The organism is Hymenobacter cavernae, from assembly GCF_014641455.1.
Classification (GTDB): domain Bacteria; phylum Bacteroidota; class Bacteroidia; order Cytophagales; family Hymenobacteraceae; genus Hymenobacter; species Hymenobacter cavernae.
In genome coordinates this window covers 324,159-346,930 of record NZ_BMHT01000006.1, presented here as the reverse complement: position 1 = coordinate 346,930, position 22,772 = coordinate 324,159, and the positions used below count along the sequence as shown (strand labels likewise).

Genomic DNA, 22,772 nt, shown 5'->3' with positions numbered 1-22,772 from the left:
GGTCGTAAGCCAACACGTGAGGGCACTACAATACAAAGATGGGCGTTACCAAGCGGCCTTCCGTACCTTTGTGCCCAAATGCCACTCCATAAGTCTCTTTATCTTCTTCTGCTTGCGCTTCTGCCCGTGCTGGCTGTGGCGCAAAAGCGGCCCACGCCGCCTGCTGGTACACCGCCGAAAGGTCAGCGCATTGAGCTACTTCCTGGTACGCAAGAGCTGGTGGGCGGCACCTTCAACGGAGTTGCCATCCGCAAGCTAATTGGCAATGTGAGCTTCCGACAGGGTACCACGCTGCTCTACTGCGACTCAGCCTACCAATACACCGAGCGAAACGCACTGGAAGCGTTCAGCAACGTGCGCATCATTCAGAACGATACCGTAGTCATCACCGGCGACCGGGGCACCTACGACGGCGACACCCGCAAGGCCCGCATCACCGGCAATGTGACCATGCGCGACCCGCGCATGACGCTCACGACCTCGCTGCTCGACTACGATCTGAATACAAACCTAGCTTACTACAACACGGGCGGCCACCTCGTAGACCCCGAAAATACCCTCGATAGTCAGTTCGGTTACTACAACACCACGTCCAAGATCTTCAGCTTTCGGCGCAACGTGCACGTCGTGACCAAGAGCAACGAAATCAACAGCGATACGCTGCAATACAACACGATTTCGAAGGTTACCTATTTCTTCGGCCCGACGCGCATCAAAGACAAGTTGCAGCGCACGCTCTACGCGGAAAACGGCAACTACAATACGATTACTAAGCTTGCGAATTTCCAGCGCAACGCCAAGATTGAAACGCCGGAGTACTTGCTCGGGGGCGACAAGCTCACCTACGACCAAAACTCGGAATACGGCGTAGCCACGGGGCACGTCTCAATGACGTCAAAGAAGGATAATTTGGTTATACGTGGCGACGTGGGCCATTACTGGCGAAACCTAGGTCGGACGAAAGTGTACGGCACCCGGCCGGTGATGCGCAACATCTCCGGCAAGGACACCTTGTATATGGCCGCCGATACGCTGCTGAGCATAGAGGCCAAACCGCCCCAAACCAACACGCGCAGTGTACTTTACGCCTTCCACAAAGTGGCAATCTTCCGCGGAACGATGCAGGGCCGCTGCGACTCGCTGACCTACGACCGGCAGGATTCGATTATCTACCTGAACCGCGACCCGGTGCTATGGTCGGAGAAAAACCAGCTGACGGCCGATAGCATGGAAATCCGGCAGCGCCGCAGCAAAATCGACCAGATTCGGCTGTATGCCAATGCTTTCGTGGTAGGGCAGGACACGCTACTAAACTTCAACCAGGTGAAGGGCCGCAACATGGTGGCGTACTTTGCCGAAAATAAATTGAAAAAAGTGGACGTGCTTGGCAACGCCGAGAGCCTCTACTATGCTCTTGAGGGCGACACGGTCGTGTCGGGCGTGAACAAGGCGCTGAGTGCGAACATGGCCTTGCGCTTTGCCGAAAGCAAATTGAATAGTATTTCCTTCCTGACCAACCCTGATGCTAGCTTTATTCCGCCGCCCGAGCTAAAGCCCGAAGATGCAAAGCTGAAAGGATTTGCCTGGCGAGCCACGGAACGGCCTACCCGGCGCCAGGTGTTAGGCAAGCATTTCGCGCTGCCGGTCAAAGCCAAGCCGAAAGCTAGGTCCAAATTGAAAACCCGCTCGAAGGCCAAACCAACTACGCCAAAGAAAGCGGCGCCCTCAAAACCGATAGTTCCTAAACCAACAACTCCGAAAGTGGCCACGCGCCCGCCGGCCGCCCGCTAGCTTGTGGCGCCTGACCTTTGATTCGGCTTTGTCATCTGTTATCTTTGTCCCCCTTATGCAGACTTTTCGTCCGATATTCTTTCTTCTGTTGCTGAGCACGTTAGTACTGGGCTCATGCACGGGGTATCAGAAGCTACTTAAGAGCACTGATGCAAACGCCAAGTATACAGCTGCCATCAAGTACTACGAAAGCGGCGACTACTTCAAGGCCGGTACGTTGCTTGAAGAATTAATTCCGCTGCTGAAAGGCCGCCCGGAAGCAGAAAAGGCGCAATTCTACTTTGCCAACACCAACTATAAGCAGCGCAACTACACGCTGAGCGCCTACCACTTCAAGACGTTCTACGACACGTATCCGAACTCCCAATACACCGAGGAGGCCACCCTGCTGCACGCCAAATCCTTGTTCCGCGACTCGCCCGGCTATGAGCTGGACCAGACGAACACGTACACCGCTATTGAGTCTATTCAGGAGTTCCTGAACCGATATCCGGAGAGCCAGTTCCGGCAGGAAGCAGAGAATATGTCGCAAGAGTTACAGAAGAAACTGGAAAATAAGGCGTTTGAAAGCGCTGAGCTATATTACAATCTGCGCTATTACCAGTCGGCCGTTGTCGCCCTAACGTCGTTTCAGCAGCAGTATCCGGCTTCGGCCTACAACGAGCAAGCGGCTTTCCTAAAGCTCAGCGCTCAGTACAGCTTGGCGCGTGAAAGCGTCGAGGAAAAGCAGCGGGAGCGGTACCTGGAAGCTGTTGCGTTCTACCAATCCTTCATCGACACGTATCCGCAGAGCAAAAATCTGAAAGCGGCGGAAAACATGTACGACCAGAGCCGTGCGCAGATAGCCAAGATGAAGGAAACCAAACCTACTGCAGCTAATCAATAATGTAAATGGTTGGAGTGTTAAATGCCTGATTGTTGAATCGTACATGAATGCTTTCTGATACGCACAATAATCAACCATTTAGCCACCTAACCACTCAGCAATCAATAATCTAAATCATCCACTCAATGAAAACTCCGAACAACGTTTCTGCCTCTATCGTGACGCGCAACATGGCGGAATTTGCCAATGAAACGGGCAACGTGTACGAGTCGATTGCCATCATCTCGAAGCGCGCCAACCAGATTTCGCTGAAGCTGAAAGAGGAGCTTAACAACAAGCTGGCAGAGTTTGCCACCACTGTTGACAACCTCGAAGAAGTGTTCGAAAACCGCGAGCAAATCGAAATTTCGAAGCACTATGAGAAGCTGCCTAAGCCTACCAACCTGGCTATCGAAGAGTTCTTGGAAGGCAAAGTGCACTTCAGCACGCCAGCTGAAGAGGTTGGCCCTGAGCAAACGGGTTTCACCCGCGCTACTGAGTAGTCTGTAGCTGCCCACCATGCCGTTGCAAGGCCGTAAGATTCTGCTCGGAGTGTGTGGTAGTATTGCCGCTTACAAATCGGCCGTGCTCGTGCGGCTCCTGATTAAAGCCGGGGCTGAGGTGCAAGTCATTCTGACTGCCTCGGCCTCGGCTTTTGTCACGCCCCTTACCCTAGGTACGCTGTCCAAAAAACAAGTGCTCACGGGCTTTCTGAAGGATGAAGTCGCCGGCGAGTGGCACAACCATGTGCACCTAGGTCTGTGGGCCGATGCGCTGGTAATTGCCCCGGCCAGCGCCAACACCATTGGGCACCTAGCCAACGGCCTCTGCGATTCGTTGCTAGATGCGGTGTATCTCTCAGCGCGCTGCCCCGTGTTTCTGGCCCCTGCGATGGACCTGGATATGTACGCGCATCCTGCTGTTACACAGAACTTTGCGCGGCTGCGTTCCTACGGCAACCATGTGCTGGAATCGCCGTCTGGGGAGTTAGCCAGTGGCTTGTCGGGGCCGGGGCGGATGTTGGAGCCAGAGGAGATTGTGGCGGAGCTGGAGCGGTTCTTTTCGTAGGAACGCGCCACGGCGCGTTCTCGTCCGCGCAGACTGCACTTAGTGTTATCCGTTCAACGATTGAACGCGCCGTGGCGCGTTCCTACAATAGTTCTGTAGATGCGTGTTCTAATCACCGCCGGCCCGACTTACGAGCCGCTTGATCCGGTTCGCTTCATTGGCAACCATAGCACTGGTAAGATGGGCTACGCGTTGGCTGAAGCTTTTGCCACTGCCGGCGCTGAAGTAACGCTCGTAAGTGGCCCGACCAACCTAACTGATCCTGCGCACCTAGGTATTAAAACGTTGCGTGTGGAAACGGCCGATCAGATGTATGCTGCGGCCGCCGCCGTTGCGCCTGCCGCCGATGTATGGGTATTTGCGGCCGCTGTAGCCGATTACAAGCCGCGCGAAGTAGCGCCAAACAAGATCAAGAAGGCGGGCGACACACTGACGTTGGAGCTGGTGAAGAACGTGGATATTGCCGCGACCCTAGGTCGGACGAAGCGGGCTGAACAATTTTCCGTGGGTTTTGCGTTGGAGACCAACAACGAGGAAGTCAACGCCCGTGAGAAGCTGGCGCGCAAGAAATTTGATCTGATTGTGCTCAACTCCCTGCGCGACCCCGGTGCCGGTTTTCGCCACGACACGAATAAAGTGACGCTGCTGGAGGCCGACGGCCAAATGACTATCTTTGAATTGAAGCCAAAAGCCGTCGTAGCCCAGGATATTGTCCGTACCATTCTTGCCCGCCTTCCTCACCATGCGTAAGTTCTTTTTGCTGCCTTTGCTACTGTTGGTCAGCTACCTAGGTCAGGCCCAGGAGTTGCAGGCTGACGTAACCGTGACGACTGAAAACGTGACGATTTCCGACCGCCAGCTCGTGACGCAGATGCAGAGCGACATGAAGGCGTTTCTGAACACGCACCCCTGGACCAACCAGGAGTACCGGCCGGAAGAGCGGATTCGCTGCCGCTTCTTTGTGGGCATCCGCGAGATTCCGCAAACCGGTACATACCGGGCAACAGTGCGTATCGTGACGACGCGACCCGTTTACGGCACCGGCTACGAAACTAACTTGCTTTCTTTCTCCGACCCGAACTGGGTTTTCAACTACTCGCCCCAGAACCCGCTCGACTATTCCGAAAACACGTTTGTTTCGAATCTGTCGTCTTTGCTGAGCTTCTACGCCTACCTCATTGTGGGCATGGACCAGGACAGCTTTTCCAAGCTAGGTGGCTCGCCGTACTACGACCGGGCGCGCACAATTCTGCTCAATGCTGCTTCGCAAACCACTACGAACGAGCAAGATCCGGCCTGGAAAGATGCGGAGCCGCGTAATCGTTATTGGCTGCTGAACAACCTGCAAGACCCGCAACTAGAAGCGTTCCGGACGGGCATTTATGCCTACTACCGCGAGGGCCTCGACCTTTTCATCACCAAGCCCGATGATGCGCGCGCCAGTGTTTTCACGGCTTTGCAGGGCGTACGACAAGCGGTAGTACGGCGGCCTAACACGATGCTGGCGCGTTACTTCTTCGAGACGAAGTCGGAGGAAATTGCGAACATCTTCCGCACTAGCCAGGATGCCCAGCAAAAGCAGCAACTTGTGACGATGCTGTCGGAAATTGACCCGACTAACTCGGCCAAGTACCAGGTTATCTTGCGCCAGCCCTGATCGTTAGGCGAAACGGCTATTTTGAGCATCAGGCTAGGTTTTGCATAAAATAATTAGTAGTTAACTAAGCCACTTAGTAGATTTGTAGATAACGGGCGGCTCATTGGCCGTCGGGTAAGCCAGTATTCAGCCCTTTTAGGGCTTCGATTCCTTATTTTGGCTCCTTATGCTCGTCGATCTTCGTATTCAGAACTACGCTCTTATTGAGCAACTTGAGCTGCGGCCTTCGGCCCTGCTCAATATCATCACCGGCGAAACGGGTGCCGGTAAGTCCATCATGCTAGGTGCCATCGGCCTGCTGCTCGGCAACCGCGCCGACTCGCGCATGTTGTTCAACACGGAGCGTAAGTGCGTGATTGAGGGGCAGTTCAACATCTCAAGCTATCAGCTGCAAGACATTTTCGAGTCGGAAGACCTCGACTACGATACGCAGTGCATCCTGCGGCGCGAGATAAGCCCAACGGGCAAGTCGCGCGCGTTTGTGAACGACACGCCCGTGACGCTGGACACGCTCCGCAAAATCGGGGCAAACCTGATGGATATTCACTCTCAGCACGATACGCTGCTGCTCGGTGATGCCGTATTCCAGCTCAACCTGCTCGACCTCTACGCCGGTCTCGTGCCGACGCGGGCGCAGTATGGCAATTCGTTTCGCCAGTATCGCAAGCTGGAAGCTGACCTGAAGGCGTTGGAAGACCAAGTGGCTCAGGCTAACAAGGAACTGGATTACAACAGTTTCTTACTGAGTGAGTTGGAGGAGGCTAGCCTCGACAATGAGAACCAGGAGGAGCTAGAGCAGGAAATTAAGCAGCTGGAGCACGCCGAGGAAATCAAGTATAAGCTCAGTCAGGCCTATCAAAGCTTGAGCGAAAGCGAGTACTGCGCCGCCGGCAGCATGAAAGAAGCCGCGACGATGCTAGGTCAGATTGCCGCCTACGCCGATTCCTTCAAAGGCCTGAAAGAGCGCCTCGACAGCTGCCTGATCGAGCTGCACGATATTGCCGACGAAGTGGAAGCTGCCGAGCGCCGCACCGAAGGCGACCCCGCTCGCATTGACGAGCTGCAAGCCCGCCTTAATGTCATTTATAACTTGCAGCGCAAGCACCAGGTCCGCGACCTGGAAGGCTTGATTCAGGTGCGTGATGAGCTGCGCCAGAAAGTAGGTTCGGTGTTTAACCTGGATAAAGAAATTGCCCGCTTGCGCAAAGACACGGACGGAGCCCTTGCCACGGTGAAGCGTCAGGCGGCCAAGCTCTCGGAGAACCGGCAGAAGGCCTTCCCGGTGTTCTCGAAAGAGCTGTGCAGCTTGCTCGCCGACCTAGGTATGCCGCACTCGCGCATTGTGGTGCAGCACAGCACCGGCCAACCCGCTGCCAGCGGCACCGACGTTATCAGCATTCTGTTCACGGCCAACAAGGGCGCGCAGCCGCAGACGCTCAGCAAAGCCGCTTCGGGTGGTGAATTCTCCCGCTTGATGCTCTGTATCAAATATATGCTGGCCGACAAAACCGCTTTGCCGACCATCGTTTTCGACGAAATCGACACGGGTATTTCCGGCGAAATTGCGGTGAAAGTTGGCCGCATGATGCAGCAGATGGCTAAGAAACACCAGCTCGTGGCTATTTCGCACCTGCCGCAGATGGCTGCCGCCGGCGACGCGCACTACTTCGTGTACAAAGAGGACCGCGCCGACCGTACTGTGAGCCGCATTAGAAAGCTGACGGAGGAGGAGCGCATCCGCGAAATTGCGCAGATGATTTCGGGAGCTAATCCGAGCGAAAACGCTTTTCAGAGCGCGCGCGAGCTACTAGCCCTAGGTGGCGAGCTGCTGGCTGCTTAAGAGTGGTTTTTAGTTGTTGGTTGCAGGTTATTTGTGAACTTCGGGCTTTCAAGACGGTCGGGCGCGTCGCTCGACTGCACCTAGCTTAGCTACAAACCAAAAACAAACAACTAAAAACGAATGCCTAATAACCTACTCGCTGGCAAAGTCGGCATTATTTCCGGCGCCCTCAATGAAGAATCCATTGCCTGGAAAGTGGCGCTGAAAGCCCACGAAGAAGGCGCCCGCATCGTGCTGACCAATGCGCCCCTCGCCATGCGGATGGGCGAAATCAACAAACTTGCGGAGCAGTGCAATGCACCCATCATTCCGGCGGATGCTACTTCGGTAGAAGATCTGGAGAAGCTGTTCTCCGGCGCGCAGGAGCAGCTCGGCGGCAAGCTGGACTTCGTGCTGCACAGCATTGGCATGAGCCCGAACATCCGTAAGGGCAAGCACTACGGCGAGCTGAATTATGACTGGTTCCAGAAAACGCTGGACATTTCAGCGCTGTCGTTCCACAAGATGCTGGCGGTGGCCGAGAAGCAAGATGCCTTCAACGAGTGGGCCTCGGTGGTGGCGCTGTCGTACATCGCCGCCCAGCGCGCCTTCCTCGACTACACGGATATGTCGCAGGCCAAGGCCGTGCTCGAAAGCATTGCCCGCAGCTACGGCCAGCGCCTCGGCAAGCTCCGGAAAGTGCGCGTGAACACCGTTAGCCAGTCGCCCACCAAGACCACGGCGGGCACCGGCATTTCTGGCTTCGATGCGTTCTATGAATACGCCAACAAAATGTCGCCCCTGGGTAATGCGCCCGCTGAGGCTTGCGCCGATTACTGCATCAGCCTCTTCTCCGACCTGACCCGCTACGTGACCATGCAGAACCTCATGCACGACGGCGGCTTCAGCACCACCGGTATTTCGGAGGAAATTGTGGAAGCTATTACGGCCGTCACGAAGCAAAGCGAGTAAGGCTTTCTGCAAAAGGCAGAACGATGTAGAGACGCAATATTTTGCGTCTCGTCGTTGAACAATGCACCAGGGACAACCTAGGTCAACAACATCCGCAACGAGGAGACGCAAAATGTTGCGTCTCTACATCGGCCTGCGAAGCGGGAGATTAGCATAAGATTTTAAGAGCAGAAAGCCCGGCTACCTAGCTGGGCTTTTTATTTTCAAAGACCTAGGCCATCACCGAAACCATCTGCAACGCTACTTCACCTAGCTTCTCATTGCCTCGAATTTCGACCTGACCACGCACATGCTCCGGCCGGAGGCTCTTGGAGAATAAACCCCAGGAAACATCCGGGGGGATGATAACCTCAGCTGTCACAGGAGTAGCCGCTTCTGTAAGCGCCCAGCCAGCTTCTGCTTTCTGCAAATACCACGAGCCGCCGATTTCTGTCGGAACGGTGAGCTTAACTACAGTACCTAGGTCGGCGGCTACTTCGCGGTAGGTGTGCGGCAAGCCGCGCATGAAAATGTTGATGAACGGGTAGAAGAACTCGTGCGTCATCAAGCCGGGCTGTTGAACGGCGTCACGGATTTGCTGCTGGTGGAGCCACTTTTCCGTGTATTCGCGGGCAATGTGCATCCAGTTCTGGCTTTCGTTTTCGCCGGCCCAGGCAACAGAAAAAGGAGATTTAGCAAACGGGTCGAGTGAGGCGTAATAGTCACAGAAGGGCTTGCCGGTGACTTCGAGCAGCAGAATCAGCATGCCGGGGCTCACACGTTTCATGGCTTTCACCCAATCGGCATTCAGGCCGTTCAGAAAACCCACCAAATCCTGGTACGAGTTGATGGGCGGCGGCACTTCTCCGGCGTACTTATCACGCAGCATGGAAAGCACCCGGATATTGCCATCGAGTAAGTGCGCTGCTACGTCTTTTACCTTCCACAATTTGGCAATGGTTTGCCGCTGCCAGTCGTCGGGCGTGAGCGACTTCAATAACTCAATCAATAGCTGATCAAGCTGCGGGAGCAGCGACACGACGTCAAGAGGAAGCTTCTGCATAGCGTATTGATTTTTAGGACCTAGGTACGCGCAAGATAGCTGGCGGCTCATACTTGCTTCGTTATCAATCAATAACAGCCCTCTTAAAAACCTAGGTCCAGCTGCCGGCTTGCGGTTTCGGTGGCCGTATCCAGGTTCGACAACGCTACGCCCAGCAGGCGCACGCCCTGCGGCAGTGGCAGCAAGGCCGTCAGCAGCTCGTGGCTGATGCGCTCTAGCTGCGTCTGGCTTGTAAGCGGAGCCAGGTAGCTGCGGCTGCGCGTAATTTGCTGAAAATCGGCGTATTTCACCTTGAGCGTGAGGGTGCGGCCGCGTAGGCTGGTCCGGTCGCAGTAGCTCCACACTTTCTCCAGGCACGGCTGCAAGGCTTCGGTGAGTTCCGGCAGCGTCGTGAGGTCGCGGGGGAAAGTGGTTTCGGCGCCAATTGATTTGCGCAGGCGGTCGGCCACCACGGGGCGGTAGTCGATGGCGCGGGAAATGGTGTAGTAGTAGGAGCCCGCCTTGCCGAAGTGTTGCCGCAGAAAGGCTTCCGGCTGCTGGCGCAAATCCCAGCCGGTATGAATGCCGAGTTGGTTCATTTTGGCCGCCGTCACCTTTCCAATACCGTGAAACTGGCCGACCTCCAGCGCCTCCACAAAAGCCAGCCCCTCGCTGGGCAGAATCACGAACTGGCCGTTGGGCTTGCGGTAGTCGGAAGCTAGCTTGGCCAGAAATTTATTGTAGGAAATGCCCGCCGAAGCAGTCAACTGGGTTTCCTGTAGAATACGGGCCCTGATTTCGGCCGCAATGCGTGTAGCGGATGGAATATTCTTCAGATTATTCGTCACATCTAGGTACGCTTCATCCAGCGAAAGCGGCTCGATAAGTCGCGTGTACTCGGCAAAAATGGCGTGAATCTGTCGCGACACGGCTTTGTACACCTCGAAGCGCGGCGGCACGAAAAGCAGCTCCGGGCACAGGCGCCGCGCCACCACCGCCGACATGGCCGAGCGCACCCCAAACTGCCGGGCCTCGTAGCTGGCCGCCGCTACCACGCCCCGCTCGCGGGCGCCGCCTACCGCCAGCGGCCGCCCGCGCAGTTCGGGGTCGTCACGCTGCTCCACCGACGCGTAAAAGGCGTCCATATCCAAGTGAATAATCTTGCGCGGGGTCTCCTGTTCTGTCGAATTACCTGTCAGCACCCGACAAAGATACGACGGTCAGACCTAGGCTAAAATGCGAAGAAGAAGCAATAAGAGGCTAAGCTAGGTTACGCAAAAGAGGCAAGTAGAATTTTGTATAAATAGCTGATTAATAAACATTAATACTAATGATGGGGCTGCGATTTATATCATAGAAAAATAATATATAGTGAATAAGGCTAACTTTTTTTGAGCTGCTCCGTTCTTCAAGCACAACAGCGAATCTGGTGTTTTGGCAGGATGCTTGCACTTGCAGCTTATTCCTATTGCTAGATTTCTTTGAACTAAATGAACATTGTCATGAAAAGGATCAGTCAGCTTTTGAGTTTGGTTTTGGTGCTCTCCCTGCTGTTCAGCCAGACAGCGCAGGCGCAGGAGAAGAAACGCTGGAGCCCCCAGGCAAAAGGTACCGTGATAGGGCTAGGTGCCGGCGCGCTTACGGGTGCAGTCATCAACAAGCGTAACCGCGTGGTAGGTGGCGCTGTAGGCGGCGTAGTAGGTGGGGCGGCCGGCTATGCCATTGGTAAGCACAAAGACAACAAGAACAAAGAAGCGGCACGCATTGCGGCCGCCAACCGTGCCGCCGCCGAGCGGGTAGCGGCTGCTAATCGTCGGGCAGAGCTGGCGCGGCAGGAAGCGGCCCGTGCGAAGTCGGGCACGTCAGCGCCTGCTTCAGCAGCTAGCTTAGCGGCTGCTCAGCCCGCCGGACTTTACGCCACTAAGGGCAGTGCTATGCCGCAAACGGCCAGCGCTGCTTTCCTGCCCAACACGTCGTACGGCGACCGTTCAACGCCTTATTCTACCTCAGAGTATAGAAGAAAGAGCTGGTAAGCAGCTGCTTACCTAGCTCGTAAAGCCCAGGCAATTCTGCTTGGGCTTTTTACATCACTCAACCCTCTTCTAAAACCACCCCCATGAAATCGATTATTGGCGCGCTACTCACTGCCGCCGTCCTGACCTCGTGTTTCGGCTCCGATGATAAAGTAAATGTGCAGGCCCTGAACCAGCAGTTTATCCAGGCCTGGAATGCTAAAGATGCCGATAAAGTAACGGCGCTGCTGGCCGATGATGCCCAATTTCTACAAGGCGAAACGCACTTCAGCGGCAAATCAGAAATAACGGATAAGTGGGTGAAAGCCACCCTAGCTACCATCACCAACCTAAAAACCAGCACCGTAAGCTCCGACGCTGACACGCACACCGCCTACGAAGCGGGCACTTTCTCCGTCGATGTACTGCCGGTCGCCCCGGGTGAGCCGGAAGGTTTTGGCGAGGGTAACTTTATGCTGCTCTGGAAGAAAGGCACCGATGGCGCGTGGAAGCTCAGCTACGCACAACTTGAAGATTTGCCGGTGCAGGCCAAGAATCAGTAGCATGTATAGCCACAGTTTGGCTGCCTGATTTTACCTTCGGGGCTAGGTCGATGACACGTCTTCTGAGAGGAGATGGTCGCGAACCTAGCCCCGATTGTTTTTACCAGGCTAACGAAAACACCACATATGATGCGCCGCAACGTATTAGTTCTTTGGAGTTTACTGCTGCTAATAGGCAGCGGAGCGCAGGCGCAGAGTACCCTGGCGGCTGGTCCCATCATTGTGGCGCAGGACGGCTCCGGCACCTACCGCACCGTGCAGGAAGCCGTAGATGCCGTGCCTAATCAATCCCAGACGCAGGTCATGATTCGGGTGAAAAAGGGCACCTACCGCGAAAAGCTGGTGGTGCCGGCGCTGAAAACGCATATTTCGCTTATCGGCGAGGATAAGAACACGACCACCATCACCTTCGACGACCACACCGGCAAAGGCGACATCAACACCTATACTTCGCACTCGGTGCTGGTGCAGGGCAACGACTTCACAGCCGAGAATATCACCTTCGAGAACACGGCCGGCTACACCGCCGGGCAAGCCGTGGCGCTCCACGTTGAGGCTGACCGCTGCGTGTTCAAAAACTGCTGCATGGTTGGAAATCAGGATGTTCTGTTTCTGGCTACCGACAACAGTCGTCAGTACTACAAAGACTGCTACATCGAAGGCACCACAGATTTTATCTTCGGCTCCAGCACGGCCGTGTTCGACCATTGCACCATTTATAGCAAGAAGAATTCGTACATCACGGCGGCTTCTACACCGGCTGGGCACCCGCACGGCTTCGTGTTTATGGATTGTAAACTCACGGCCGATACCACCCGCGCCACACAGGTGCACCTAGGTCGTCCGTGGCGACCGAGTGCCCGCGTAGTGTATTTGCGCACCGAAATGGGCCACCACATTGTGCCGGCTGGTTGGCACAACTGGGGCAAGCCGGAGAACGAAAAAACGGCGTACTACGCTGAGTATAAGTCGATGGGGCCTGGGTCCAACCCTAAGAGCCGGGTGGCTTGGTCGCATCAGCTTACCGCCAAGGAAGCCAAGGAATATACACTCAAGCGCATTTTTGCTGGGCCATTGCCGTGGAATCCGGGCAAGAAGTAGGAAAAGTAAGCTTCGCAGCTGACTACGTTAGGTTTTCACGCGTAAGACCTGGCGAATCAACCTAGGTTAGCTCATGCGCCTGTTTTCTACTACCGCGGCGTTGCTGCGCCGCTTCGATCGGTGGGCCACGCCGGCTTTGCTTGTTGTGGGGGCGGCCGTGTTGGTGGGCGAAACGATGCGGCCCTTACGGCGACGCACGCGGCCGCGCGCCGAGCGGTGGTCGCGCAACGTCGGTTTGGCAGCGCCGTCGCTCGTGGGCATGCGTCTGGCGCTGCTGCCGGCTATGGTTGGACTTACGCAGTTGGCTGCTCGTCGGCGCTGGGGAATGCACCGGCTGGCTTTGCCGGGCCCGGTGCGGCTGCTCGCCGAGCTGCTGGTGCTCGACTACGTAGCGTATTCCTGGCACCGGCTGTTGCACGCGCCTTTTTTGTGGCGCTTTCACCGCATCCACCACATCGATTTGGATATGGACCTGAGCACCGGCTGGCGTTTTCACGCCGGCGAGATGCTGGCCAGCATTCCGTACCGGGGTGGCGTGCCGGCGCTGGTGGGCGTGCGGCCTGTTACGCTGCTCTTGTATGAGGCCGTCTTTGAGGCCTGTACAGCGTTTCATCACGCCAATCTGCGCTTGCCGTTCGGGCTGGAGCGGCAGCTGGCGCGCTTCATGGTGACGCCGCGGGTGCATGGCATTCATCACTCCGTAGTGCAGCGCGAAACGCAGAGCAACTTCGGCGTCGTGCTTTCGCTCTGGGACCGGCTGCACCGCACCCTACGCCTCAATGTGCCGCAGCAGCACGTTACCATCGGTGTGCCCGCTTACGCCGATGCCGATGAACAGACAATAAGGCAGTTGCTTAAGCTTCCGCTGGCTCCTCGCCGCAGCTGGGCTAGCCTCGATGGCTCGGTGCCCAAGCGAGAGCCCCAGCCGTTGCCGGTAGATGAATTGGCTGAGTAGCGAAATTTTAGTCAACGTAGCCTAGGCCGATAACCTTCCCGGTAAGTCGTCGTTCAACTAAGTCAGCTCTTTGTCAAGTGCTGCCATCACTCCACGAACATTCTCCAACAAATATGCAAGAGCACCGCGCCCTCGAAGAGGTACTAAATACGCAGCAGAAAAAGCTGGCTTTCTTTCAGAATTTAGTCCTGTTAGCCGCCGCTGATGGCCGGCTCAGCGACGATGAAGGCCAATTTCTAATTCAGATCGGCGACAAGCTAGGGTTGAAGCCGGAAGAAGTGATGCCCATCGCCGATAACCTAGGGGTGCTCAGCTTCATCGTGCCGGCCGAAGGAATTCAGCGCACGCTAGAACTGCAAACCCTGGTGCAAATGATGCTGCAAGATGGTGATATTGATCCCCGCGAATATGGCCTGTGCATGGAGTATGCCAACCGCATCGGCTACAGCAAAGCCATCCTTGACGATATGGTGACGCAATTATCTGGCGGTAAGCCCGATCCACATCCCAATCCGCCAACTGTAAGCTAGGTAGCAGGGGCTCTGCCTAGCGGCCTTTCACGCTGGGGTAGAGCCCCTGTACCGTGTCGCTCTGCACAAATTTTTTGGTGCGCACGTTCATCAGCGTAAGCTTGCCGCCGTACGCCGCGCCCTGGTCTATGTTCCACACGTTGGCGCGCTGCACGGGCAATTCGCTGCTGGGCCAGGTCGGCGTATGGCCGATAAAACAGTTAGGATAGCCGTGCGCTATTTCACCGTTGCGCCACAGCTCCCGGTTCCAGACCAAGTCGTACGGGTCCTGAACTTCGATCGGGTCTTCCGGGTCGTAGCCGCCGTGCACGTAGAGGTTGTGGCGCTCATCTTCGAAGTAAGCAATCTGCTCGCCGAAAAACGCCTTAAAGTGCCTTAGCATAATATCCTCGCCTACACGTTGGTACGCATCGTAGGTGGCCTTGCCGCCTTGCGTATACCACATTGTGTCAACGTCGGCGAGTGGAAGCTGCGTGGCCATCCACTCAGTGGTCCACCAATCGTGGTTGCCTTGCAGCCAGATGCTATTCGGAATGCTCAGCAGGCGCTCGACGCACTCCGGCGTTTCGGGCCAGCCGTCGGATACATCTCCAATCTGCACAAGCCGGTCGATGCCGGGTCGGAACGGACTGCGCTCCAATACTTGCTCCAACGCCCGAAAAGCGCCGTGAATGTCGCCTAGCACGTAAGTTTCCATAGGGGTTACTACGTGCGCAGTAGCTTTTGGGGCGACGTAGATAATGGTATTTTGATAGTGCGGAGTTGGATTAAAGATGTTAGCTTGGAGTAGGATTTTACCTAGCCAATCCAAGCCCCGCCCTTATGAATACCGAGCAAGCCTACAATACTTGGGCGCCTAGCTACGACACCGCTGAGAATCCAACGCGTGACCTGGAAGCCCGCGCAATTCGCAGCCTCATTCCGCCCGGCCCCTACACAGAAGTGATTGAGCTAGGTTGCGGCACCGGCAAGAATACCGAGTGGCTGGCCCTGCGCGCCGAGCGCCTCATTGCCGTCGATTTCTCCGCCGAAATGATGCAGCAGGCCCAGCAAAAAGCGTCGCCTAATGTCACGTTCCAGCACGCCGACATCACTAAACCCTGGCAGTTTGCCAACGCGGAGGCGGAGCTGCTCACGTGCAGCCTGATCCTGGAGCACGTTCAGGATCTAGGTCATATCTTCTCGCAGGCGTGGCAGGCCCTGCGGCCCGGCGCCCTGTTCTACATTGGCGAGCTGCATCCCTTCAAGCAATATCAAGGCAGTAAAGCCCGCTTTAATATCGCTGAAGATGAGGTATTTGAGCTGGAATGCTACGTTCACCACCTCTCCGATTTCACCGAGAATGCCCGGCAGCAGGGCTTCCGCTGCCTGCGGTTGCAGGAGTGGTTCGATAAGGAAAACCAAGGCGAAACCCCGCGGGTTGTGTCTTTTCTGTTTCAAAAAGGAAGCTGATTGCCGGGCAGTTTCGTCATGCGGTAAGTAACCTAGGTTTTATGGCTGGTGCAGTCCAATGCAAGCGCACCAGCCATAAAACCTAGGTTGCTGCCTCTTCGGCTAGGCTATCGGCCTGGGTAGTAGCTTGGTAAGAGTCGGCATACTTGAAGTCGTCGAGCCAGTAGGCCGAGCTTACAACTTCAAACACGGCCGAGCTATCCGACTGCATCACCGGGCGCAGCTGCCAGATAATAGCCGAAGCCTCGGGGAAGCTGGCGCCGTCCAGCTGCTCATGAAACAAGCGCTTGAGCAGCGCATTATCGGGCATGCCCTGGGCCAACACGCGCAGCAGCGGGGCCTCCGGCTGCGCATCGAAGAGGTGAAAGCCGTTGGGGTCTTCCGTGGTGAGCTGCACCTGAAACTGCACCGCTTCGGCCCGCGGAAACTTACCGTTGTAAGCCGTGTAAAGCAGCTGGGTGGCTTTGAAGAACCCTTCGTGCTGCTCCAGCTGCGGGTTTTCTTCCCACAGCTTCTCGGTGAGCATCTGGTGGGCTAGGTTCTCGATCTGGCCTGCCGTCAGCTGGTCTTCGAAAAGATGTTCCAGCACAAGCTGAGCCGCTTCGCCGGGCTCTAAGTCGGCCAGCGCCATCAGGCACATGGTTTTTAATTCGTCGGCAGCCAGCTCGTTGGGGTTGTCGTAGCCGGTTTTCAGCAGGAGAGCTTTGTAGTCCTGGGGCTGCCAGGAGTTGGGCAGCTCCGAGAGGGGATCGAACGAAAGCCGCTCGGCAGTGAAGGTTTGCATGGAAGGAGTAAATCTGATTGAAGCAGCCAGACATGGCTGAATGCGGTATAAGTCCGCACCCGTTCAGTTTACGGCTGCACGGCCGAAGTGACTGTAAATGCGATAATTATCTGCGCAGGCTCCGGCCAGAGCAGCTACCAAAAACGACTGCCGGTTGTGCCCACTAACTTAGTAGCAGGCACGACCGGCAGTCGGACGGTTCGTCAGAAAGAGAAGAATTTACGGAATGAGTCGGTCGGCGCGGAGCTGCTCGAAGAGGTCGAAAAACGACTCGTCCGTCGGCTGGTACACGGTGAAACCTAGCTTTCGGCTCTTCGACATATCGGCCATCACCTCAATCGGTCGACCTAGGTCCAGGTCGGTGTGCCAGGCAGAGGCCAGGCGGTTAAGGTCGGGTTCGGCGAGGTTGTAGCGCTCCGCAATTCCACGCCATAGCGCGCCGTCGTTGGCTATTTCGGCTTCCAGCGGACGAATCGTACCATCGAAACCCGCCGCCTCCACGCCGAACCAGTCGGCGAGGCGTTGCCACAGCCAGCTCCAGCGGAACACGTCTCCATTCACCACGTTAAAGGCTTCATTGCGGGCGGCATCGGTAGTGGAAGCCCATACCAAATGCTTCGCCAGAAGTCGGGCATCCGTTACATCGCAGAGGCCATTCCATTGCGCCTCCGAACCGGGATACTGAAATCGTCGTCCGGTTTCCTTGCAAATTGTGGCGTATACAGCCAGCGTCGTGCCCATGTTCATCTGGTTGCCCACAGCTTTGCCAATGACGCTGTGCGGGCGATGCACGCTCCACGTAAATCCGTCGCGGGTGGCGGCAGCATACACCTCGTCTTCCTGCGCGTAGTAGAAGTTATCGATGTCGAGCCTAGGGTGTTCCTCACGCACGGGCGTAATGGGCAGAAAACCGCCGCTCACGTAGGCCTCAAATGGCCCCAGGTAGTGCTTCAGGCCGGTAACCAGGGCCACGTGCTGCACCGATTTTTTGGGCGAAAGGGCAGCCAGCAGGTTGCGCACCATGCTGCCGTTGACGCGAATATTCTCAACTTCCGTCTCGTTGCGCATCCAGCTGGTGATGAATACGTGCGTCGGCTGGATGTCGGCCAGTGCGGTTTGCAGACTGGCCGGATCGAGCAGATCGGCGGCTACGGGGCGCAGGCCGGCTACATCACTGTTGGGGTTGCGGGCCAACCCGTAGGTGGTCCAGCCATTGGCAAGCAACTCCTGGCAAAGGTTGCTGCCGATAATGCCACTGGCTCCGACAACTAAGGCTATTTCTTTCATGCGGAAAACGCTGATTTAGGTTCTGGGTATCTCTGCTGTCGTGCACCTAGGTACATGCACCCGGAACGACGCGCTAGCTAATCGGCTAGGTGTCAGTAGCTAAGTGGTGAAACGATAAAGCTTCATGCAGCAGAAGTTTATAGAACAGCCGAAACTGGCATTTGTCAGCCGTCGGTAGTCTTTACTGCGCGCTTTCAGCTAGCTCCTGCAACACGCGCATGGCTTTCTCCGCGTCGGGTGCCGCTACAAAAATGTGGTCGTGGTAATAGGCGGCTACCACGTTGCAGCTCACATCGGCGCGGCCCAGCGCCTGCGCGAACGCCGCCGTCAGGCCCACCGCTTCCAGGGCCGAATGCACCGTCAGGGTTATCCAGGTGGCTACAAAGGAATAGGCTAGCTGTAGCCGGTCGGCGGTGGCTTGCGGCAGGATAACCGTGAAGCCTTCCTGTTCTCGGAAGAAGCAGATGATGTCCGGCAAAGCTAGGTTTTCGAGCGAGGCGACGGTGCAGAACACGTAGCGGCCCGGCTGAAGCTCGGGCTTCATGGTGCGCAGGAGCTGAGCTAGGTTGGTTTCGCCGGGCATGAAAGGAAAGTATTGTTTTATGTTGTCTGAGCTATCTGGCTGTATCCGGCGCGAGCTTGTAGCTCGTGCCTGGCTATGCAGTGAGGCTAAGCCTCACCTGTCCGAACGGAATCCTACACGAAGTGGCCCCGCTTTGTCGCTGACGCGACAGACGAGGTGCAACCTCGTCATCATAGTTGGCACGAGTTACGCTGCGCTAAACTCGCGCTAGTTGGGGGCTTTCTGCTTTTCCTTGGGAGTTCTTCTATCCTATATAGACATACTCTACCTATTGCTGTAATCTTTACTAATGAACTAATAACTGGAGCCGTGTAAGCTCTACATAGGAATACTGCTGCAATGCGTTAGTGATGGCAGGCAAATGCTGTTGAAAAAGCGACAGTAATTCGTTAGTCGTGATATTGCCCGTTGAAATCAACAATAGCTTGTACGGCTTACCGTGTAGCAAAAAGGTATTCACAAAGTCAGCATCCTTGCTGATAACAACACGTTGCTCCTGCACGGACAAGTTGCTAATAGCTCCGTCCGACGTACGATTAGCTTCCGGCAAGTCCAACGTGTGTAGACAGTCACAGCCACCTTCAGCAGCGAGCCAACGGGCTAAGCGCTTGGGCAACTGAGCATCTACCAATAAGCGTAGAGGTAAATCACTCACGAAGCCAAGCGATAAGCAGTACGCACCTTAAGAACTTCAGCCGCGTAAGCTTGGCAGGCGCGTAAATCTTCAACTTCAAGGTCTTCGTAATCAGCTAGTATCTCAGCATCGCTCATGCCAGATGCTAGCAGTTCCAGTATGTTCTGCACAGGGTAGCGCAGTCCTCGAACTGTTGGCTGGCCGTGGCAGATGTTGGGGTCGATGGTGATGCGGGTGTGGGGGTCGTCGAGCATAGAGGCAAGATACAAATTCTATGAAGCTGCCCGAATTATAGCTCTGTGTTGTCGCTCACGCAGTAGACGAGGTGCAACCTCGTCATCATGGTTTGCACAAGTTACGCTGCGCTAAACTCGCGCTGGTTTGGGAAGAGTAGCTTGTAAATCCACAGTTCAAACAACCGGACTACAAATCTGGCTAAACGAGGGATATTGATATTGAATCATTAGCTAATAGTCCAAGTACTAAAGAAGCCGTTAAAAATCCAACATATAAATGTCATTATAAGAGAAAATATTATAATAAATTTATACTTAATTTTAGTATGATTTTGATCATCCTTTTTAACCAGCATTATTGATGTAATTGATAGCGTCGATATAATTAAAAAAAATATAATTCCTGCCTCAAGCATGCTCATAGTTTTCTTGCTATTTTCTATCGGAGTCTCAGCTATTATAAGCGAAGCGGGTACCTGAATTATGCATGCCAAGACTAGTATGGGCATAAGTATTTTGTTGCTTATACGAGGAAAGGACCGCAAGTTTTTCATGTTACAAACGAAAATTGGGAGCTAGGTTTTTCGTTTTAATTTTCAGAAATTCTAGGAGATAATTGCAAATCACGCCGCCGTATCCGCCACCTCATCCCCATCATCCACCATCACCCGAGCTAACTTTTCAATATTCAAGCTCCGCGCCGAAGCATCAAAAATCTCCCGATACGTGCCGCGTAGGTCGTAGAGCTGCTCGTGGGTGCCGCTTTCCACCATGCGGCCTTGCTTCATCACATAAATGCAGTCTGAATCCACGATTTGAGCGAGGCTGTGGGAGATGATGACCACCGTGCGACCCTGCTTAATAGCGTCGAGGGAGTTCTTGATTTGCTCGGTGGCAATAGCGTCGAGGGAGGCGGTGGGCTCGTCGAGGAAGATGATGGGCGGATTTTTCAGGAACAACCTAGCTATGGCAATGCGCTGCTGCTGCCCGCCCGAAAGCTGCTGGGCGTCGCTCTGGTAACCTTTAGGCAGCTCCATAATCTGCTCGTGGAGGTAGGCTTGCTTGGCGGCTGCTTGGATCTGCTCGAAGCTGGCATCCATCACGCCGTAGCGGATATTTTCCTCGATGGTACCTTTGAAAATGTGGTTTTTCTGGAGCACCAGGCCAATTTTCTGACGTAAGGCGTGGGTGTCGTAGTCGGCCAGGGGCTTGCCGTCGAGCAGCATTTTGCCGCGGTCGGGGGCGTAGAACTTGCAGAGCAGGTTGATGATGGTGCTCTTGCCGGCGCCGCTGAGGCCCACCAGCGCGGTGGTTTTGCCCGCCTCGATGGTCAGGCAGACGTCGTGCAGGGCTTGCGTGCCGCTGGGGTAGGTGAAGTCGACGTTGCAGATGTCGAAGGTGCCGCGTAGATGGTCGGGTTGCAGCTGGCCGGTGGGTTCCACGGCATCCTTGGCGTCGAGAATGTCGAAAAACCCCTCGGAGTAGGTGAGGGCGTCGTTCATCTCGTCGTAGATGCGGTGCAGCTGCCGGATAGGCGCCGACACGTTGTTGAACAGCAGAATGTGGAACATGATGGCCCCAATGCTAATCTGCCGGTCGAGCACGAGGTAGGCTGTCAGGATGATGATGAACACCACGCCGATCTGCTCGGTGAAGGTTTTGAGACCGTCGTAGAGGAAGTTGGTTTTGCGCGTCTGGAGCTGGGCCTCCTGCAAGTTATCCTGCAACTTGCTCTGCTTTACTGCTTCAAAGTCCTCACGCACAAAGCTCTTGATGACCACGGCCGAGTCGATCAGGTTGACGAGGCCCTGGCTGCGCGCTTCGCGCAAACCCCGCAGCGCCCGGCGGGTGCCGTTGAGCTTATCGGCCTGTCGGTAGCTGAGCCAGAAGTACACCGGCAGCACCGCCACGGCCACCAGCCCCACATACAGGTTGGCCATAAACATGACCACCAGCGCCACGATGGAATTAGCGAACAGCGGCAGAATATCGATGAAGAAGTTCTGCACCAGCTTCATCAGGCTCTCTACGCCCCGGTCGATGCGGGTTTGCAGCTTGCCGGTTTGGTTGCCGTTGTCGGCGTAGAAACCTAGCTGATAGCTCACTACCTTATGCACCGCGTCGTGCATGAGCGTGCTCGACACGTTGATGCGGATTTTCTCGCCGTAGAACTTCTGCCCAAACTGAATGAGGGTATTCACGACTTCCTTGCCCAGCAGCAGTGCACTAACGGCTAGCAGCAGCGGCATGCCTTGCGTCAGACCTAGGTTGCGGTTTAGCAAGCCTTGCACCGTATCCACGGTGTAACGCAGCACAAACGGGTTTACCTGTGCCGCCAACGAGCCCACCAGCGTAAGCAGTAAGGTGCTAATAACCAGCCCACGATACGGGCGGACGTAAGGGAAGAGGCGCTTGATGATTTCCCAAAGGCTCATGCGTCAATCAGGGCTAGGTGAGGGGCTAGCTTAATTAGACGAACTTCGGGGGAATGGGGTTATGAACGAGGCTTAACCCACTTCCTGAATGGCACTTCTGCATTTGCAAGCAAGCGTAGACGATGAAGAACGCGGGAATAGCAGGCAGAGGTCCAGACTGCTTACAAGGAGCAATCTTCATTCTGATAAGTCGTCGCCCGCGCCACCGGCTACTATCTGGGCATGGTTGAGCGCGGCCACTAGCATTACGCCGCCGATAATATTGCCGAGCAGTGCCGGAACCACAAAGCCGCCTAAGACGCTTCCCCATGAAGCCTGACCCATGGCTGCTGCCGTAAAGGTTTCGACGGAGCCGGCAATAATGTGGCTAAGGTGAGCTACCCCGACGAAGTAAGTGAGGATAATGATAATCCACACACGAGCCGTTTCGGCAAGCGGTAACAGCCACACCATAAGCGCGATAAGCCAGCCGGCAAATATGCCGCGCAGCAGCGTTGTGCCGAAGTCGTGTTCCATGGCCTGGTGCCCGAGTTCGGCAAAGGACTGCTTAACCTCCGGGTCGAAAGCCGTGGAGTGGGCCACCGCCAGAGCGAAGAGCAGCGCCCCGATAAGGTTGCCTATCAGTACAATACTCCATAGTCGCAGCACCTGACCTAGGGTGCGGAAGTCACTGCGCTGCAACAGCGGAAGAATGGGCGTGAGCGTATTTTCGGTGAACAGTTGCTGCCGCCCCAAAATCACGATCAGGAAGCCGAGACTGTAGCCAAAGTTGGCTATCAACGGCCGCCAATGTGCGTCGGGTAGATAAGTGTTCAGCAAACCTTCGCCGACCATAGAAAAACCCATTGACAAACCCGCTGCCAGCGCCGACCAGAAGAGGGAAGAGGAAGGCCGCTCTAGCTCCAGTTCGCCTTCCTGCAAGATGCTCTTGTAAATAACCCGGCCGGTGGGCGAGCTTCGCTCTTCCACCTGTTGCTCCTCAACGGCTTGTTGTTCTTTTTTCATAG

General features: G+C 55.6%; 24 protein-coding genes. 14 read left to right on the top strand and 10 right to left on the bottom strand.

Translation table 11 applies throughout. The features are described 5' to 3' along the window. Positions 1-78 precede the first annotated feature (78 nt). The 8 genes from IEX74_RS17505 to IEX74_RS17475 all read left to right on the top strand — a co-directional run bounded on the left by IEX74_RS17505 (position 79) and on the right by IEX74_RS17475 (position 8,172). Positions 79-1,791 carry an OstA-like protein gene (locus IEX74_RS17505; RefSeq protein ID WP_188815302.1) on the top strand — a complete coding sequence of 571 codons (1,713 nt, stop codon included), beginning with the start codon at positions 79-81 and terminating at the stop codon, positions 1,789-1,791. Between the two features lie 55 nt (positions 1,792-1,846). After that, positions 1,847-2,677 carry an outer membrane protein assembly factor BamD gene (locus IEX74_RS17500; RefSeq protein WP_188815301.1) on the top strand — a complete coding sequence of 277 codons (831 nt, stop codon included), beginning with the start codon at positions 1,847-1,849 and terminating at the stop codon, positions 2,675-2,677. 125 nt (positions 2,678-2,802) lie between these two features. Then, positions 2,803-3,159 (top strand): DNA-directed RNA polymerase subunit omega, encoded by a 357-nt coding sequence (locus tag IEX74_RS17495; RefSeq protein ID WP_188815300.1) that lies wholly within the window; start codon positions 2,803-2,805, stop codon positions 3,157-3,159. A 16-nt stretch (positions 3,160-3,175) separates the two neighbouring features. Continuing rightward, positions 3,176-3,724, top strand: a complete 549-nt coding sequence (locus tag IEX74_RS23465; RefSeq protein WP_308421132.1) for a flavoprotein — start codon at positions 3,176-3,178, stop codon at positions 3,722-3,724. Between the two features lie 99 nt (positions 3,725-3,823). Next, complete coding sequence (locus IEX74_RS23460) at positions 3,824-4,474, top strand: phosphopantothenoylcysteine decarboxylase domain-containing protein (RefSeq protein WP_308421131.1); 651 nt, start codon at positions 3,824-3,826, stop codon at positions 4,472-4,474. Next, entirely contained in the window at positions 4,467-5,381 is a 915-nt protein-coding gene (porD, locus tag IEX74_RS17485) for a type IX secretion system protein PorD (protein ID WP_188815299.1), read from the top strand. Before IEX74_RS23460 ends, porD begins: the two co-directional genes overlap by 8 nt. Positions 5,382-5,547: 166 nt before the next feature. Further along, a complete protein-coding gene (gene recN / locus IEX74_RS17480; protein ID WP_188815298.1) occupies positions 5,548-7,221 on the top strand; it encodes a DNA repair protein RecN in 1,674 nt (557 codons plus the stop codon). 120 nt (positions 7,222-7,341) lie between these two features. After that, on the top strand, positions 7,342-8,172 hold the full coding sequence (locus IEX74_RS17475; RefSeq protein WP_188815297.1) for an enoyl-ACP reductase FabI: 831 nt from the start codon (positions 7,342-7,344) through the stop codon (positions 8,170-8,172). Between the two features lie 211 nt (positions 8,173-8,383). On the opposite strand, the gene IEX74_RS17470 is transcribed toward IEX74_RS17475, so the two are convergent. Together IEX74_RS17470 and dinB are read right to left on the bottom strand one after the other, a co-directional pair. Further along, positions 8,384-9,214 carry a maleylpyruvate isomerase N-terminal domain-containing protein gene (locus tag IEX74_RS17470; protein ID WP_188815296.1) on the bottom strand — a complete coding sequence of 277 codons (831 nt, stop codon included), beginning with the start codon at positions 9,212-9,214 and terminating at the stop codon, positions 8,384-8,386. Positions 9,215-9,297: 83 nt separating this feature from the next. Next, positions 9,298-10,338 carry a DNA polymerase IV gene (gene dinB, locus IEX74_RS17465; protein ID WP_188815295.1) on the bottom strand — a complete coding sequence of 347 codons (1,041 nt, stop codon included), beginning with the start codon at positions 10,336-10,338 and terminating at the stop codon, positions 9,298-9,300. A gap of 357 nt (positions 10,339-10,695) precedes the next feature. Here dinB and IEX74_RS17460 point away from each other — a divergent pair, with 357 nt between their 5' ends. The 5 genes from IEX74_RS17460 to IEX74_RS17440 all read left to right on the top strand — a co-directional run bounded on the left by IEX74_RS17460 (position 10,696) and on the right by IEX74_RS17440 (position 14,354). Continuing rightward, positions 10,696-11,226: a YMGG-like glycine zipper-containing protein gene (locus IEX74_RS17460; RefSeq protein WP_188815294.1), complete on the top strand. Its 531-nt coding sequence runs from the start codon at positions 10,696-10,698 to the stop codon at positions 11,224-11,226. 83 nt (positions 11,227-11,309) lie between these two features. Continuing rightward, the gene (locus tag IEX74_RS17455) at positions 11,310-11,768 is read left to right on the top strand and encodes a YybH family protein (protein ID WP_188815293.1); all 459 of its coding nucleotides are present in this window, start codon (positions 11,310-11,312) and stop codon (positions 11,766-11,768) included. Positions 11,769-11,894: 126 nt separating this feature from the next. After that, a complete protein-coding gene (locus IEX74_RS17450; protein ID WP_308421130.1) occupies positions 11,895-12,869 on the top strand; it encodes a pectinesterase family protein in 975 nt (324 codons plus the stop codon). A gap of 73 nt (positions 12,870-12,942) precedes the next feature. Next, the gene (locus IEX74_RS17445) at positions 12,943-13,824 is read left to right on the top strand and encodes a sterol desaturase family protein (protein ID WP_188815292.1); all 882 of its coding nucleotides are present in this window, start codon (positions 12,943-12,945) and stop codon (positions 13,822-13,824) included. 77 nt (positions 13,825-13,901) lie between these two features. Next, positions 13,902-14,354 (top strand): TerB family tellurite resistance protein, encoded by a 453-nt coding sequence (locus tag IEX74_RS17440; RefSeq protein ID WP_262892043.1) that lies wholly within the window; start codon positions 13,902-13,904, stop codon positions 14,352-14,354. 16 nt (positions 14,355-14,370) lie between these two features. Here IEX74_RS17440 and IEX74_RS17435 read toward each other — a convergent pair whose 3' ends face one another. Then, complete coding sequence (locus tag IEX74_RS17435) at positions 14,371-15,051, bottom strand: metallophosphoesterase (RefSeq protein ID WP_188815290.1); 681 nt, start codon at positions 15,049-15,051, stop codon at positions 14,371-14,373. Between the two features lie 125 nt (positions 15,052-15,176). Here IEX74_RS17435 and IEX74_RS17430 point away from each other — a divergent pair, with 125 nt between their 5' ends. After that, complete coding sequence (locus IEX74_RS17430) at positions 15,177-15,806, top strand: class I SAM-dependent methyltransferase (RefSeq protein WP_188815289.1); 630 nt, start codon at positions 15,177-15,179, stop codon at positions 15,804-15,806. An 82-nt stretch (positions 15,807-15,888) separates the two neighbouring features. On the opposite strand, the gene IEX74_RS17425 is transcribed toward IEX74_RS17430, so the two are convergent. The 7 genes from IEX74_RS17425 to IEX74_RS17395 form a co-directional block, all read right to left on the bottom strand. After that, a complete protein-coding gene (locus tag IEX74_RS17425; protein ID WP_188815288.1) occupies positions 15,889-16,590 on the bottom strand; it encodes a hypothetical protein in 702 nt (233 codons plus the stop codon). Positions 16,591-16,809: 219 nt separating this feature from the next. Next, positions 16,810-17,877: an SDR family oxidoreductase gene (locus tag IEX74_RS17420; RefSeq protein ID WP_188815287.1), complete on the bottom strand. Its 1,068-nt coding sequence runs from the start codon at positions 17,875-17,877 to the stop codon at positions 16,810-16,812. A gap of 181 nt (positions 17,878-18,058) precedes the next feature. Then, positions 18,059-18,460, bottom strand: coding sequence for an ACT domain-containing protein (locus tag IEX74_RS17415; protein ID WP_188815286.1), 402 nt, complete (start codon positions 18,458-18,460; stop codon positions 18,059-18,061). Between the two features lie 286 nt (positions 18,461-18,746). Further along, positions 18,747-19,115 (bottom strand): DUF5615 family PIN-like protein, encoded by a 369-nt coding sequence (locus IEX74_RS17410; RefSeq protein WP_188815285.1) that lies wholly within the window; start codon positions 19,113-19,115, stop codon positions 18,747-18,749. Further along, entirely contained in the window at positions 19,112-19,348 is a 237-nt protein-coding gene (locus IEX74_RS17405; protein ID WP_188815284.1) for a DUF433 domain-containing protein, read from the bottom strand. The genes IEX74_RS17410 and IEX74_RS17405 overlap by 4 nt, the downstream gene beginning before the upstream one ends. Before the next feature lie 605 nt (positions 19,349-19,953). After that, positions 19,954-21,765 carry an ABC transporter ATP-binding protein gene (locus IEX74_RS17400; RefSeq protein WP_188815283.1) on the bottom strand — a complete coding sequence of 604 codons (1,812 nt, stop codon included), beginning with the start codon at positions 21,763-21,765 and terminating at the stop codon, positions 19,954-19,956. Positions 21,766-21,942: 177 nt separating this feature from the next. Then, positions 21,943-22,770, bottom strand: coding sequence for a formate/nitrite transporter family protein (locus IEX74_RS17395; RefSeq protein WP_188815282.1), 828 nt, complete (start codon positions 22,768-22,770; stop codon positions 21,943-21,945). Positions 22,771-22,772: the final 2 nt, after the last annotated feature.

Coding starts and splice junctions, on each gene's coding strand:
- IEX74_RS17500 (WP_188815301.1), top strand. CDS start 1,847: ATGCAGACTTTTCGTCCGATATTCTTTCTTCTGTTGCTGAGCACGTTA.
- IEX74_RS17505 (WP_188815302.1), top strand. CDS start 79: ATGCCACTCCATAAGTCTCTTTATCTTCTTCTGCTTGCGCTTCTGCCC.
- porD (WP_188815299.1), top strand. CDS start 4,467: ATGCGTAAGTTCTTTTTGCTGCCTTTGCTACTGTTGGTCAGCTACCTA.
- IEX74_RS17420 (WP_188815287.1), bottom strand. CDS start 17,877: ATGAAAGAAATAGCCTTAGTTGTCGGAGCCAGTGGCATTATCGGCAGC.
- IEX74_RS17470 (WP_188815296.1), bottom strand. CDS start 9,214: ATGCAGAAGCTTCCTCTTGACGTCGTGTCGCTGCTCCCGCAGCTTGAT.
- IEX74_RS17460 (WP_188815294.1), top strand. CDS start 10,696: ATGAAAAGGATCAGTCAGCTTTTGAGTTTGGTTTTGGTGCTCTCCCTG.
- IEX74_RS17495 (WP_188815300.1), top strand. CDS start 2,803: ATGAAAACTCCGAACAACGTTTCTGCCTCTATCGTGACGCGCAACATG.
- IEX74_RS17450 (WP_308421130.1), top strand. CDS start 11,895: ATGATGCGCCGCAACGTATTAGTTCTTTGGAGTTTACTGCTGCTAATA.
- IEX74_RS17435 (WP_188815290.1), bottom strand. CDS start 15,051: ATGGAAACTTACGTGCTAGGCGACATTCACGGCGCTTTTCGGGCGTTG.
- dinB (WP_188815295.1), bottom strand. CDS start 10,338: ATGGACGCCTTTTACGCGTCGGTGGAGCAGCGTGACGACCCCGAACTG.
- IEX74_RS23460 (WP_308421131.1), top strand. CDS start 3,824: ATGCGTGTTCTAATCACCGCCGGCCCGACTTACGAGCCGCTTGATCCG.
- IEX74_RS17455 (WP_188815293.1), top strand. CDS start 11,310: ATGAAATCGATTATTGGCGCGCTACTCACTGCCGCCGTCCTGACCTCG.
- IEX74_RS17405 (WP_188815284.1), bottom strand. CDS start 19,348: ATGCTCGACGACCCCCACACCCGCATCACCATCGACCCCAACATCTGC.
- IEX74_RS17430 (WP_188815289.1), top strand. CDS start 15,177: ATGAATACCGAGCAAGCCTACAATACTTGGGCGCCTAGCTACGACACC.
- IEX74_RS17425 (WP_188815288.1), bottom strand. CDS start 16,590: ATGCAAACCTTCACTGCCGAGCGGCTTTCGTTCGATCCCCTCTCGGAG.
- IEX74_RS17445 (WP_188815292.1), top strand. CDS start 12,943: ATGCGCCTGTTTTCTACTACCGCGGCGTTGCTGCGCCGCTTCGATCGG.
- IEX74_RS17395 (WP_188815282.1), bottom strand. CDS start 22,770: ATGAAAAAAGAACAACAAGCCGTTGAGGAGCAACAGGTGGAAGAGCGA.
- recN (WP_188815298.1), top strand. CDS start 5,548: ATGCTCGTCGATCTTCGTATTCAGAACTACGCTCTTATTGAGCAACTT.
- IEX74_RS17475 (WP_188815297.1), top strand. CDS start 7,342: ATGCCTAATAACCTACTCGCTGGCAAAGTCGGCATTATTTCCGGCGCC.
- IEX74_RS17415 (WP_188815286.1), bottom strand. CDS start 18,460: ATGCCCGGCGAAACCAACCTAGCTCAGCTCCTGCGCACCATGAAGCCC.
- IEX74_RS23465 (WP_308421132.1), top strand. CDS start 3,176: ATGCCGTTGCAAGGCCGTAAGATTCTGCTCGGAGTGTGTGGTAGTATT.
- IEX74_RS17400 (WP_188815283.1), bottom strand. CDS start 21,765: ATGAGCCTTTGGGAAATCATCAAGCGCCTCTTCCCTTACGTCCGCCCG.